9 protein-coding genes are annotated in these 13,780 nt (G+C 61.6%); 7 read left to right on the top strand and 2 right to left on the bottom strand.

The annotated features are described in order from the left end of the window. Position 1: 1 nt before the first annotated feature. From aroK to hemE, 6 genes are all read left to right on the top strand, one after another. Positions 2 to 520, top strand: coding sequence for a shikimate kinase AroK (aroK, locus tag BMH52_RS04130; protein WP_003187914.1), 519 nt, complete (start codon positions 2 to 4; stop codon positions 518 to 520). Positions 521 to 646: 126 nt separating this feature from the next. Further along, positions 647 to 1,747 carry a 3-dehydroquinate synthase gene (gene aroB, locus BMH52_RS04135; RefSeq protein ID WP_014716582.1) on the top strand — a complete coding sequence of 367 codons (1,101 nt, stop codon included), beginning with the start codon at positions 647 to 649 and terminating at the stop codon, positions 1,745 to 1,747. Between the two features lie 9 nt (positions 1,748 to 1,756). Continuing rightward, positions 1,757 to 3,331, top strand: coding sequence for an SPOR domain-containing protein (locus tag BMH52_RS04140; RefSeq protein ID WP_014716583.1), 1,575 nt, complete (start codon positions 1,757 to 1,759; stop codon positions 3,329 to 3,331). Between the two features lie 352 nt (positions 3,332 to 3,683). Continuing rightward, the gene (gene gltB / locus BMH52_RS04150; RefSeq protein WP_073842981.1) at positions 3,684 to 8,129 is read left to right on the top strand and encodes a glutamate synthase large subunit; all 4,446 of its coding nucleotides are present in this window, start codon (positions 3,684 to 3,686) and stop codon (positions 8,127 to 8,129) included. 32 nt (positions 8,130 to 8,161) lie between these two features. After that, entirely contained in the window at positions 8,162 to 9,580 is a 1,419-nt protein-coding gene (locus tag BMH52_RS04155; RefSeq protein ID WP_003187920.1) for an FAD-dependent oxidoreductase, read from the top strand. 223 nt (positions 9,581 to 9,803) lie between these two features. Further along, positions 9,804 to 10,871, top strand: coding sequence for a uroporphyrinogen decarboxylase (gene hemE, locus BMH52_RS04160; RefSeq protein WP_038448562.1), 1,068 nt, complete (start codon positions 9,804 to 9,806; stop codon positions 10,869 to 10,871). Positions 10,872 to 11,026: 155 nt separating this feature from the next. Here hemE and BMH52_RS04165 read toward each other — a convergent pair whose 3' ends face one another. Further along, positions 11,027 to 12,241, bottom strand: a complete 1,215-nt coding sequence (locus BMH52_RS04165; protein ID WP_044482889.1) for an MFS transporter — start codon at positions 12,239 to 12,241, stop codon at positions 11,027 to 11,029. A gap of 184 nt (positions 12,242 to 12,425) precedes the next feature. On the opposite strand from BMH52_RS04165, the gene BMH52_RS04170 reads away from it, so the two are divergent. Continuing rightward, entirely contained in the window at positions 12,426 to 13,319 is an 894-nt protein-coding gene (locus BMH52_RS04170; RefSeq protein ID WP_073842983.1) for a LysR family transcriptional regulator, read from the top strand. 38 nt (positions 13,320 to 13,357) lie between these two features. On the opposite strand, the gene BMH52_RS04175 is transcribed toward BMH52_RS04170, so the two are convergent. Beyond that, positions 13,358 to 13,777 carry a hypothetical protein gene (locus BMH52_RS04175; RefSeq protein WP_020301670.1) on the bottom strand — a complete coding sequence of 140 codons (420 nt, stop codon included), beginning with the start codon at positions 13,775 to 13,777 and terminating at the stop codon, positions 13,358 to 13,360. Positions 13,778 to 13,780 lie beyond the last annotated feature (3 nt).

Consider the following 13,780-nt stretch of genomic DNA (forward strand, 5'->3'; position numbering starts at 1 on the left):
TGTGCGAAATTTGATTCTTGTAGGGCCGATGGGGGCTGGAAAAAGCACCATCGGCCGTTTGCTGGCCAAAGAGCTGCGCCTGCCGTTCAAAGATTCCGACAAGGAAATTGAATTGCGCACGGGTGCCAATATCCCATGGATCTTCGATAAAGAAGGCGAGCTGGGCTTTCGTGACCGCGAGCAGGCGATGATTGCCGAGCTGTGCGGCTGCGATGGCGTGGTATTGGCGACCGGTGGTGGCGCTGTCATGCGCGATGAAAACCGTCGGGCGCTGCATGCCGGTGGTCGAGTGGTGTATTTGCACGCGTCGGTCGAGCAGCAGGTGGGCCGTACCGCCCGTGATCGCAATCGCCCGTTGTTGCGCACTGCCGACCCGGCCAAAACCCTGCGTGACCTGCTGGCGCTGCGCGATCCGCTGTACCGGGAAATCGCCGATCTGGTGGTGGAAACCGATGAGCGGCCACCTCGGATGGTCGTGCTCGACATCCTCGAGCGCCTGCAACGGTTGCCACCCCGTTAAAGCCTGGCCCGAAATGCGCTATTCTCGGCGGCGCGCCATCACCCTGTAAGGTATGGCGTAGAGCCACTAGGCGGTGTCGAGATATCGACAGTGCCGGTCGTCAATACATCTTCAACGCGGGGACACATGCAGACACTTAAGGTCGATCTAGGCGAGCGCAGCTACCCGATCCACATTGGCGCAGGTCTGTTGGACCAGCCCGAACTGCTTGCGCCGCATATTGCCGGCCGACAGGTGGCGATCATCTCCAACGAAACGGTCGCGCCGCTGTATCTTGAGCGTTTGAGCCGCAGCCTGGCGGCGTACTCGGTGATCTCCGTGGTGTTGCCTGACGGCGAGGCCCACAAAAACTGGGAAACCCTGCAGCTGATCTTTGATGGCCTGCTGACCGCACGCCATGACCGTCGAACCACTGTGGTCGCCCTGGGCGGCGGTGTGATTGGCGACATGGCCGGTTTTGCCGCGGCCTGCTACCAGCGCGGCGTGGATTTTATCCAGGTGCCGACCACCTTGCTGTCCCAGGTCGATTCGTCGGTGGGCGGCAAGACCGGTATCAACCACCCGCTGGGCAAGAACATGGTCGGCGCGTTCTATCAGCCCCAAGCTGTGCTGATCGACACTGCTACCCTCAACACCCTGCCACCGCGTGAGCTGTCGGCCGGCCTGGCGGAAGTCATCAAGTACGGGCTGATCTGCGATGAGCCGTTCCTGACCTGGCTGGAAGAGCACATGGACGCCTTGCGCGGCCTCGACCAGGTGGCGCTTACCGAGGCGATTTCCCGCTCATGCGCGGCCAAGGCGCTGGTAGTCAATGCCGACGAGCGCGAGTCCGGTGTGCGGGCCACACTGAACCTGGGCCACACCTTCGGCCATGCGATCGAAACGCACATGGGCTATGGTGTGTGGTTGCATGGGGAAGCCGTAGCGGCTGGCACGGTGATGGCATTGGACATGTCGCAGCGCCTGGGCTGGATCAGCGCCCAAGAGCGTGATCGCGGTATCCGCCTGTTCCAGCGCGCCGGTTTGCCGGTTATTCCGCCCACGGATATGACCGAGGCGGATTTCCTTGAACATATGGCGATAGACAAGAAAGTGATCGACGGTCGACTTCGACTGGTACTGCTGCGCCACATCGGCGAAGCCGTGGTGACCGACGATTATCCAAAAGAGATTCTACAGGCCACGCTGGGAGCGGATTACCGCGCCCTGGCCCAGCTCAAAGGTTAATAAGACCCGATGACTAGTTTGCATGCCGACGAGGCGTTCCTCGGCCATTACCACTTGAGCCACGACCCCTTTGCTCCACGGGTGCCGGGTTTCAAATTCTTCCCCGCCCAGCGCAAGCCGGTACTGGGGCAGTTGCATCACCTCGCGCGCTACAGCCAGTTGCTGCTGGTGGTCACCGGCCCTCTGGGCAGCGGCAAGACCTTGCTGCGCCAGGCGCTGGTGGCCAGCACCAACAAGCAATCGGTGCAGAGCGTGGTGGTATCGGCCCGCGGTGCCGGTGATGCGGCCGGCGTATTGCGCCAGGTAGCGCAGGCGTTGGACGTCTCCAATGCCGAGCCGAACGCGATTCTCAAGCAAGTGGTGCAGTTGGGCCTGACCGGCCAGGAAGTCTACCTGCTGGTAGATGACGCCGAGCAGCTTGACGAATCCGCCCTCGAAGCGCTGCTGGCGCTCGCGGCGGGCACGCCGGAAGGTCGCCCGCATGTGTTCCTGTTCGGTGAGTCGTCGCTGATCGCCGATCTGGAGCAGATCAGTGGTGAGCAGGAGCTGTTCCACGTCATCGAGTTGCAGCCGTACGAAGAGGAAGAAACCCGCGAATACCTGGCACAACGCCTTGAAGGCGCCGGGGCGGGTATCGAACTTTTCACCGCTGCGCAGATCTCTGATATTCACGAAAGCTCCGATGGCTGGCCTGGAAACATCAACCAGGTTGCCCGCGATGCGATGATCGAAGCCATGATTGCCAGCCGCTCTGCGGTCAAGCGTCCAAAGATGGGGTTCACTATGCCTAAGAAGCACGTATTGGCTATTTCCGCCGTTGTCGTGGTCGCTGTTGCCGCCGCCTGGTTGATCCCGGGCCGCAACAAAGCACCGACAACCACCGGCGCGCCAACCGAACAGGCGCAGTTGCCATTGGGCAAGCCCACGCCAAACGTCGAATTTGCCAACTCCGGCCAACCGACCAACCTGCCGATGGTCGGCCAACCGGTGATGCGCGGCCCGCTGGCCGAAGAAGCCGGTGGCATCTCCGAAGGCGACGACGGTGTGCCGGTGGAAGGCTCCAGCGCCACGCCGCCGACTGTGACCACCACCGCGCCACCTGCGGGCGTACCGGCTGGCACGCCAGCCACTCCGGTAGCGCCAGTCACACCGGTAGCGCCAGCGGCCAAGCCAACGCCTGCGCCGACCGTTGCCACCGCCAAGCCGGCACCGGTAGCAAAACCAGCGCCGGCTCCAGCGCCAGCCGCCAAGCCTGCTGAAAAACCAGCCGCCACCGTGGCCAAGGCCGGTGCCGCCGGCAGCAGCTGGTACAGCAGCCAGCCTACCGGCAACTTTGTGGTACAGATCCTCGGCACCAGCTCCGAAGCTAACGCCCAGGCGTTCGTCAAAGAGCAGGGCGGCCAGTACCGTTATTTCAAGAAAGTGCTCAACGGCAAGCCTCTCTACGTGATCACCTACGGCAGCTTCCCAAGCCGCGCCGCAGCCGATTCTGCTATCAAAGCCTTGCCAGCGAAGGTTCAGGCTGGTAAACCTTGGCCTCGCACTGTTGCCAGCGTTCAACAAGAACTGGCAGCAACTCGCTGAAGATCCGGCGGCCTTACCCAGGCCGCCCTCCCGGCACCTCAAAAAAATCCGCAAGTGCGTGCAGTCTCCCGAGACCGCGCGCTTTGTGGTGTCTGCGTCACAGTGGCTTTTGAGTCGTAGCGGTCAGAATTAAAAAAGTTTTGACTAGCACAGCATATCGCTTTAAACCTTTCATAAATGCGACATAGATTTGCGACATTTCGTCGCTAAATTTGTGAGCGTCTGTGTCGGTGTGTACAATGACCTCCCTTTTGCCCCCGCTAAGCCGGCGTACGTTCGGCGTGGAAGGTAACCGGTTGAATTGAAAAGAAATTTGCCTCGATATAAGAGGCAGCCTGGTGAGAAAGTGTCTATGAAAGCAGGTCTGTACCAACCCGATGAATTCAAGGATAACTGCGGTTTCGGCCTGATAGCCCACATGCAGGGCGAACCCAGTCATACCCTTTTGCAAACGGCCATCGAGGCCCTGACCTGCATGACCCACCGCGGTGGGATCAACGCCGACGGCAAGACCGGTGACGGCTGTGGCTTGCTGATTCAAAAGCCCGACCAGTTCCTGCGTGCTGTCGCCAAAGAGCAATTTGCGGTCGAACTGCCCAAGCAGTACGCCGTGGGCATGGTGTTTTTCAACCAGGACCCGGTAAAAGCCGAGGCCGCTCGCGAGAACATGAACCGCGAGATCGTTGCCGCCGGCCTGCAGATCGTCGGCTGGCGCAAAGTGCCCATCGACACCAGCGTACTCGGCCGTCTGGCCCTGGAGCGCCTGCCGCAGATCGAACAAGTGTTCATCGCCGGCGATGGCCTGAGCGACCAGGACATGGCGATCAAGCTGTTCACCTCCCGTCGTCGTTCGTCTGTGCTCAACGCCGCCGACACTGACCATTACATCTGCAGCTTTTCCCACAAGACCATCATTTATAAAGGCCTGATGATGCCGGCGGACCTCACCGCCTTCTATCCAGACCTGAGCGATGAGCGCCTGCAAACCGCAATCTGCGTGTTCCACCAGCGCTTCTCCACCAACACCTTGCCGAAATGGCCGCTGGCTCAGCCATTCCGCTTCCTCGCCCACAACGGCGAGATCAATACCATCACTGGCAACCGCAACTGGGCCCAGGCCCGTCGCACCAAGTTCGCCAACGATTTGATGGACCTCGAAGAGCTCGGCCCGCTGGTCAATCGCGTGGGTTCCGACTCCTCCAGCATGGACAACATGCTCGAACTGATGGTCACCGGCGGCATCGACCTGTTCCGTGGCGTGCGCATGATCATTCCGCCAGCGTGGCAGAACGTCGAGACCATGGACCCGGACCTGCGTGCGTTCTACGAGTACAACTCGATGCACATGGAACCGTGGGACGGCCCGGCCGGCGTGGTCATGACCGACGGCCGCTATGCGGTGTGCCTGCTCGACCGTAACGGCCTGCGCCCGGCGCGTTGGGTGACCACCACCAACGGTTTCATCACCCTCGCCTCGGAAATCGGCGTGTGGGACTACAAGCCTGAAGACGTGATCGCCAAAGGCCGTGTGGGCCCTGGCCAGATCCTGGCCGTGGACACCGAGACCGGGCAGATCCTCGACACCGACGCCATCGACAACCGTTTGAAGTCGCGTCACCCGTACAAGCAATGGCTGCGCAAGAACGCCCTGCGCATCCAGGCGACCATGGAAGACAACGACCACGGTTCGGCTTTCTACGACATCGACCAGCTCAAGCAGTACATGAAGATGTATCAGGTCACGTTCGAAGAGCGCGACCAGGTGCTGCGCCCACTCGGTGAGCAAGGCTACGAAGCCGTAGGCTCCATGGGTGACGACACGCCAATGGCCGTGCTGTCCCAGCGCGTGCGCACGCCGTACGACTATTTCCGCCAGCAGTTCGCCCAGGTGACCAACCCACCGATCGACCCGCTGCGCGAAGCCATCGTGATGTCCCTGGAAGTGTGCCTCGGTGCCGAGCGCAACATCTTCCAGGAATCGCCTGAGCATGCGTCCCGCGTGATCCTCAGCTCGCCGGTCATTTCTCCGGCCAAATGGCGCTCGCTGATGACCCTGGAGCGTCCAGGCTTCGACCGCCAGATCATCGACCTGAACTACGACGAGAGCCTGGGCCTTGAAGCGGCTGTACGTAACGTTGCTGACCAGGCTGAAGAAGCCGTGCGCGCCGGCCGTACCCAGATCGTACTGACCGACCGCCACATCGCGCCGGGCAAGTTGCCGATCCACGCGTCCCTGGCGACCGGCGCGGTGCACCATCGCCTGACCGAAAAAGGCCTGCGCTGCGACTCCAATATCCTCGTGGAAACCGCCACCGCCCGCGACCCGCACCACTTTGCGGTGCTGATCGGTTTCGGCGCCTCGGCGGTGTACCCGTTCCTCGCGTACGAAGTGCTGGGTGACCTGATCCGTACCGGTGAAGTGCTGGGCGACCTCTATGAAGTGTTCAAGAACTACCGCAAGGGCATCACCAAGGGCCTGCTGAAGATCCTGTCGAAGATGGGCATCTCTACGGTCACCTCGTACCGTGGCGCTCAGTTGTTCGAAGCCATCGGCCTGTCCGAAGAAGTCTGCGAGCTGAGCTTCCGTGGCGTACCGAGCCGCATCAAGGGTGCGCGTTTCGTCGACATCGAAGCCGAGCAAAAAGCCCTGGCCTTGGAGGCCTGGAGCGCGCGCAAGCCGATCCAGCAAGGTGGCCTGCTCAAGTTCGTGCACGGTGGCGAATACCATGCCTATAACCCCGACGTGGTCAACACTCTGCAAGCCGCTGTGCAGCAGGGCGACTACGCCAAGTTCAAGGAATACACGAGCCTGGTGGATAACCGCCCGGTGTCGATGATCCGCGACTTGTTCAAGGTGAAGACCCTGGACACGCCGATGGACATCAGCCAAGTCGAGCCGCTGGAATCGATCCTCAAGCGCTTCGACTCCGCCGGTATTTCCCTGGGTGCCTTGTCGCCGGAAGCTCACGAAGCCCTGGCCGAAGCCATGAACCGCCTGGGTGCGCGTTCCAACTCCGGCGAAGGCGGTGAAGACCCGGCGCGCTACGGCACGCTCAAAAGCTCGAAAATCAAGCAGGTGGCCACCGGCCGTTTCGGTGTGACCCCTGAGTACCTGGTCAATGCCGAGGTGCTGCAGATCAAGGTGGCCCAAGGCGCCAAGCCGGGTGAGGGCGGGCAATTGCCCGGCGGTAAGGTCAACGGCCTGATCGCCAAGCTGCGCTATGCGGTGCCGGGTGTGACGTTGATCTCGCCACCGCCGCACCATGACATCTACTCGATTGAAGACTTGTCGCAGCTGATTTTCGACCTCAAACAAGTCAACCCTCAGGCCCTGGTCTCGGTGAAACTGGTCGCAGAAGCCGGCGTCGGCACCATTGCCGCCGGTGTGGCTAAGGCCTATGCCGACCTGATCACCATCTCCGGCTACGACGGCGGCACTGGCGCGTCGCCGCTGACCTCGATCAAATACGCCGGTGCACCGTGGGAGCTCGGCCTGGCCGAAACCCACCAGACCCTGCGCGGCAACGACCTGCGCGGCAAGGTGCGGGTGCAGACCGACGGCGGCCTGAAAACCGGCCTCGACGTGATCAAGGCGGCAATCCTCGGCGCCGAGAGCTTCGGCTTCGGCACCGCTCCCATGATCGCCCTGGGCTGCAAATACCTGCGCATCTGCCACCTGAACAACTGCGCTACCGGCGTAGCGACTCAGAACGAAAAACTGCGCAAGGATCACTACATCGGCACCGTCGACATGGTGGTGAATTTCTTCACCTACGTCGCCGAAGAAACCCGTGAGTGGCTGGCCAAGCTGGGCGTACGTTCGCTGGAAGAGCTGATCGGTCGCACCGACCTGTTGGACATCCTCGAAGGCCAGACCGCCAAGCAACAACATCTGGACCTCACCCCGCTGTTGGGCAGCGATCACATCCCGGCAGACAAGCCACAGTTCTGCCAGGTGGACCGCAACCCACCGTTCGACAAAGGCTTGCTGGCCGAGAAAATGGTCGAAATGGCCGGCTCCTCGATCAACGACTCCAGCGGTGGCGAATTCGCGCTGGATATCTGCAACTGCGACCGTTCCATCGGTGCTCGCATTTCCGGTGAAATCGCGCGCAAGCACGGCAACCAGGGCATGGCGAAAGCGCCGATCACCTTCCGCTTCAAGGGCACTGCGGGCCAAAGCTTCGGCGTGTGGAACGCCGGCGGCCTGCACATGTACCTGGAAGGCGACGCCAACGACTACGTGGGCAAGGGCATGACCGGCGGCAAGCTGGTCATCGTCCCGCCGGCTGGCAGCGTGTACAAGACCCAGGACAGCGCCATCATCGGCAACACCTGCTTGTACGGCGCCACCGGTGGCAAGCTGTTTGCCGCAGGTACCGCCGGTGAGCGTTTCGCCGTGCGTAACTCCGGTGCCCACACCGTGGTGGAAGGTACTGGCGATCACTGCTGCGAGTACATGACCGGAGGCTTTGTCGCGGTACTGGGCAAGACCGGTTACAACTTCGGTTCGGGCATGACCGGCGGTTTCGCCTACGTGCTCGACCAGGACAACACCTTCGTCGACAAGGTCAACCACGAGTTGGTCGAGATCCAGCGCATCAGCGGCGAAGCCATGGAGTCCTACCGGAACCACTTGCAGCACGTGCTGGACGAGTACGTCGAGGAAACCGGCAGCGAATGGGGTCGTAACCTCGCCGAAAACCTCGATGATTACCTGCGTCGTTTCTGGCTGGTCAAGCCCAAGGCTGCCAACCTGAAATCGTTGCTTTCCAGCATCCGTGCCAACCCGCAGTGATATGCGCCTGAACAGTTTGATGAGGTTTTAACATGGCTGAACGTCTGAATAACGACTTCCAGTTCATCGATGTCGGGCGCAAAGATCCGAAGAAGAAACTGTTGCGTCAACGCAAGAAAGAGTTCGTGGAAATCTACGAACCCTTCAAACCCCAGCACTCGGCCGACCAGGCCCATCGCTGCCTGGGTTGCGGTAACCCGTATTGCGAATGGAAGTGCCCGGTGCACAACTTCATTCCCAACTGGCTCAAGCTGGTGGCCGAGGGCAACATCCTCGCCGCTGCCGAGCTGTCTCACCAGACCAATACCCTGCCGGAAGTCTGCGGCCGGGTGTGTCCGCAAGACCGGCTGTGTGAAGGGGCCTGCACCCTCAACGACGGCTTCGGCGCGGTGACCATCGGTTCGGTGGAGAAGTACATCACCGACACCGCGTTCGCCATGGGCTGGCGCCCGGACATGTCCAAGGTCAAGCCGACCGGCAAGCGCGTCGCGATCATCGGCGCAGGCCCTGCTGGCCTGGGGTGTGCCGACGTGCTGGTGCGTGGCGGCGTGACCCCGGTGGTGTTCGACAAGAACCCGGAAATCGGTGGCTTGCTGACCTTCGGCATTCCCGAGTTCAAGCTGGAAAAAACCGTACTGAGCCACCGTCGTGAAGTGTTCACCGGCATGGGTATCGAGTTCCGTCTCAATACCGAAATCGGCAAAGACATCACCATGGAGCAACTGCTCGCCGAATACGATGCGGTGTTCATGGGCATGGGCACCTACACCTACATGAAGGGCGGCTTTGCCGGTGAGGACTTGCCAGGCGTGTATGACGCGCTCGACTTCCTGATCGCCAACGTCAACCGCAACCTGGGCTTTGAAAAGTCGCCGGAAGATTTCGTCGATATGAAGGGCAAGAAGGTCGTGGTGCTGGGCGGTGGCGACACCGCGATGGACTGCAACCGCACCTCGATCCGCCAGGGCGCCAAGTCGGTGACTTGCGCGTATCGCCGTGACGAAGCCAACATGCCCGGCTCGCGCAAAGAGGTGAAGAACGCCAAGGAAGAAGGCGTGAAATTCCTCTACAACCGCCAGCCGATCGCCATCGTCGGTGAAGACCGCGTCGAAGGTGTGAAGGTGGTCGAGACCCGTCTCGGCGAGCCGGATGCCCGTGGCCGTCGCAGCCCCGAGCCGATCCCGGGTTCCGAAGAAATCATCCCGGCTGACGCCGTGGTCATCGCCTTCGGTTTCCGCCCAAGCCCGGCACCGTGGTTCGAGCAGTTCGAGATCCAGACCGACAGCCAGGGCCGCGTCGTCGCCCCGGAGCAAGGCCAGTACAAGCACCAGACCAGCAACCCGAAGATCTTCGCCGGTGGCGACATGGTGCGCGGGTCGGACCTAGTGGTCACCGCGATCTTCGAAGGCCGTAACGCCGCCGAAGGCATCCTGGACTACCTCCAAGTCTGATGATCATTCCCACGCTCCGCGTGGGAATGCCGCCAGGGACGCTCCGCGTCCCGAACAGCATGACGCGGAGCGTCACAGGAGGCGTTACCACGCGGAGCGTGGGAACGATCCTGCGGCGGCATTGCCGCGACAAATTGACCCGATAGACAAAAGGCACGGCGCATTCCGTGCCTTTTGCGTCGCGCTCTGAGAAAATGCCCGCACTTTTTTTGCGGATGCCGACATGACTGCCCTCAAGAACGACCGTTTCCTTCGTGCCCTGCTCAAGCAACCCGTAGACGTCACGCCCGTGTGGATGATGCGTCAAGCCGGTCGCTACCTGCCGGAATACCGCGCCAGTCGCGCCAACGCCGGTGATTTCATGAGCCTGTGCATGAATCCTGCGTTCGCCTGCGAAGTCACCATGCAGCCGCTGGACCGCTACCCACAACTGGATGCGGCCATCCTCTTCTCCGATATCCTCACCATCCCCGACGCCATGGGCCAAGGCCTGTACTTCGAAACTGGCGAAGGCCCGCGTTTCAAGAAAGTCGTTAGCACCCTGGCCGATATCGAAGCCCTGCCGATCCCTGATCCACACAAAGACCTGGGCTACGTGATGGACGCTGTCAGCACCATCCGCCGCGAGCTCAACGGCCGCGTGCCGCTGATCGGCTTCTCCGGCAGCCCATGGACCCTGGCCACCTACATGGTCGAAGGCGGCTCGTCGAAAGACTTCCGCAAGACCAAGGCCATGCTCTACGACAACCCGCAAGCCATGCACCTGTTGCTGGACAAGCTGGCGCAGTCGGTCACCTCCTACCTCAACGGCCAGATCATGGCGGGCGCCCAAGCGGTACAGATTTTCGACACCTGGGGCGGCAACCTGTCGGCGGCGGCGTACCAGGAGTTCTCCCTGGCCTACATGCGCAAGATCGTCAGCGGCCTGATCCGCGAACACGAAGGCCGTAAAGTGCCGGTGATCATGTTCACCAAGGGCGGCGGCCTGTGGCTGGAAAGCATCGCCGACGCGGGCGCCGATGCACTGGGCCTGGACTGGACCTGTGACCTCGGCGAAGCGCGCCGTCGCGTCGGCAACCAGGTGGCCCTGCAAGGCAACATGGACCCGACCGTGCTGTACGCCAAGCCAGAAGCGATCCGTACCGAAGTAGGTCGCATCCTGGCCAGCTACGGCAAAGGCACCGGCCATGTGTTCAACCTCGGCCATGGCATCACCCCGGAAGTGAACCCGGAGCATGCGGGTGCGTTCTTGCGCGCAGTGCACGAACTGTCGGCGCAGTATCACGAATGACGAAAAAGCCCGGCTTGAAGCCGGGCTTTTTCATGGGTAAACACAAAACAAATGTGGGAGCGGGCTTGCTCGCGAATGCGCAGTGTCAGTCGAAAAATTCGTCACTAGACCACCGCATTCGCGAGCAAGCCCGCTCCCACATAAAGCCAATCGCGTCAGGTCTGCATATTTCCCAGTGGCGGCAACTTCGCCAGCTTCAACGCCACCAGCAACGCGCCAATCAGCAGCGCGACGATAAACCCGCCAATCCCATTCCACCCGGCAAAGTGCCAGAAGAACCCTCCCGCCGTCCCGGCAATACTCGATCCCACGTAATAGCAGAACAGATACAGCGACGACGCTTGCCCCTTGGCTTTCACCGCACGGCGCCCGATCCAGCTGCTGGCGACCGAGTGGGCGCCGAAAAAGCCGAAGGTGAAGATCAGCATGCCCGGCACCACCAACCACAGCGGGGTGAACAGTGTCAGCGCCATGCCGGCGAGCATCAGCACGATGGTGGCCCACAGCACTCGGCGGCGGCCGAGGCGGTCGGCCAGGGAGCCGATCTTGGCCGAGCTGTAGATGCCCGACAGGTACACCACTGACAACAGGCCAACCACCGCCTGGCTCAGCTCATAGGGTGAGGCCAGCAGGCGATAGCCGATGTAGTTGAACATCGTCACGAAGGCGCCCATCAGCAGGAAGGCTTCAAGGAACAGCCACGGCAGGCCGGCGTCCTTGAAGTGCATGACGAAGCCGTCCACCAGGTTGCGCGGCTTGAGGCTGCTGGCGCGGAAGTTGCGCGACTCGGGGAGGATCCTCCAGAACACTGTGGCGGCGATCAATGCCAGGGCACCGATGATCAGCATTGCGGTGTGCCAGCTGACGAAGTCGATCAACACGCCGATGATCAGGCGCCCGCTCATGCCGCCAATCGCGTTGCCACCGATGTACAAACCCATGGCCAGGCCAATGTGTTGTGGGTGGATCTCTTCGCTCAGGTAGGTCATGGCCACGGCGGCCAGGCCGCTCAAGGACAGGCCCACCAGTGCGCGCATCAACAGGATGCCCTCCCAGCTCGGCATCAGGCCGCTGGCGATGGTGGCCAGCGCCGCACAGAACAACGCGGCAACCATCACCGGCTTGCGCCCCAGTCTGTCGGATATCGGCCCGGTGATCAGCAGGCCGCAGGCGAGCATCGCGGTGGCGACGGATAGAATCAGGCTGCTCTGCGCGGCATTGATGGAAAACTCGTGGGACAGCGCCGGCATCATCGGCTGCACGCAATACAACAGCGCAAAGGTGGCGAACCCGCCGGAGAACAGCGCCAGCACGGTGCGCATGAACATCGGCGTGCCTTTTTCGATGTACGCGTCGTTGAGCTGCGCCACTACGTCATCAAGGGCTGAGGGCGAGGTGTGTTGGGCAAGTGGGGCAACAGCAGGATTCACGGGGGACCTCGGGGAGGAAAGTCTGCCAGGACTGACAATACGAAAAAGAATATAGCTGGCTAATGATTCTTTCCAATATATTGTTCGACCTGTTTGATAGCTTTTACGACCTAATGAGGCTTGCATGGAATTTCGCCATTTGCGCTACTTCATCGCCGTTGCCGAAGAGCTGCACTTCGGCCGCGCCGCGCAGGTGCTGGGCATCTCGCAGCCGCCCCTGAGCCAGCAGATACAGGCGCTGGAACACGAGCTGGGCGCACGCTTGTTCGAGCGTACCAATCGTCGGGTCGAGCTGAGCGAGGCCGGGCGCTTGTTCTTGCAAGAGGCACGGCTGGTGCTGGCCCAGGTCGACAAGGCGGCAGATGTGGCGCGGCGTGCGCAGTTGGGGGAACTGGGTGAATTGAAGATCGGCTTCACCTCGTCTGCGCCGTTCAACGCCAGCATTCCCCAGGCGATCTTTGCCTTCCGCCAGGCATTCCCGGCGGTGCATCTGAACCTGCAAGAAATGAGCAGCACCCAAGTGGCCGAGTCGCTGGTGGACGAGTCGATTCAGGTTGGGTTGATGCGGCCTTTGCCCTTGCCCGACTCACTGAACGTGATCGAGTTGATGCGCGAGCCATTAGTCGCGGTACTGAGCGCCGGCCACCCATTGGCCCACGGCAGCGAGCGCGGCTTGCATCTGGAGCAATTGGCCGAGGAGCCTTTTGTGTTCTTCCCGTGCAGTTACGGCAGCGGCTTGTATGCGCAGTTGCTCAACCTGGCCCGCGACGCCGGGTTCAGCCCGCACTTTGCCCAGGAAGCAGGGGAAGCAATGACCATCATCGGCCTGGTGGCGGCGGGGTTGGGGGTGTCGGTGTTGCCGGCGTCTTACCAGCGCATCCGCATTGACGGCGTGGTCTATCGCACCTTGCTCGACCCGCAGGCGGTGACGGCGGTGTGGCTGGTGCAGCGTAAGGGCGCGCAAACGCCGATGGCGAAAGGGTTTGTGGAGTTGTTGACGCGTAAGGCCGCTCAATAACCTGTGGCGAGGGAGCAAGCTCCCTCGCCACAGGGGGGTCAGTTTTGGGGCGAAGTATTTGCTTCATTCACGCTGTAAGTACGCAACCCCGCCAGAATATCCCGATCCAGCATGCTCACCCAGCGGTTGTAGTTGCGATGGATCTTACCGTCCTTGTAGCCCAGGTCGCGGCTGTCGCGGTAGGTGATGGCGTAGCTGTTGCGGGTGTAGCGGATGTCGATGGCGGCGTAGAACTGGCCGCGCACGGTGATCTCGGCCTGCACCAGTTGTGGGCTCAGGCGTTGTACCGTCCACTCGCGTTTTTGCAGGGCGGCGACGATCACTTGCTTCATTTTTTCTTCGCTGACCTGGCTTGTGGCCGGTAACTCATGCTGGGTGTTGAGCACGGGTTTGCTGGTGCAGCCAGCCGTGGTCAGCAGGGCCAGGGTGATCAGGGCAGCGCGTAGCAGGGAAGACATTCC

This window comes from Pseudomonas sp. BTN1, from assembly GCF_001907715.1.
GTDB lineage: Bacteria > Pseudomonadota > Gammaproteobacteria > Pseudomonadales > Pseudomonadaceae > Aquipseudomonas > Aquipseudomonas paracarnis.

Coding starts and splice junctions, on each gene's coding strand:
- BMH52_RS04175 (WP_020301670.1), bottom strand. CDS start 13,777: ATGTCTTCCCTGCTACGCGCTGCCCTGATCACCCTGGCCCTGCTGACC.
- BMH52_RS04140 (WP_014716583.1), top strand. CDS start 1,757: ATGACTAGTTTGCATGCCGACGAGGCGTTCCTCGGCCATTACCACTTG.
- BMH52_RS04170 (WP_073842983.1), top strand. CDS start 12,426: ATGGAATTTCGCCATTTGCGCTACTTCATCGCCGTTGCCGAAGAGCTG.
- hemE (WP_038448562.1), top strand. CDS start 9,804: ATGACTGCCCTCAAGAACGACCGTTTCCTTCGTGCCCTGCTCAAGCAA.
- BMH52_RS04155 (WP_003187920.1), top strand. CDS start 8,162: ATGGCTGAACGTCTGAATAACGACTTCCAGTTCATCGATGTCGGGCGC.
- aroB (WP_014716582.1), top strand. CDS start 647: ATGCAGACACTTAAGGTCGATCTAGGCGAGCGCAGCTACCCGATCCAC.
- gltB (WP_073842981.1), top strand. CDS start 3,684: ATGAAAGCAGGTCTGTACCAACCCGATGAATTCAAGGATAACTGCGGT.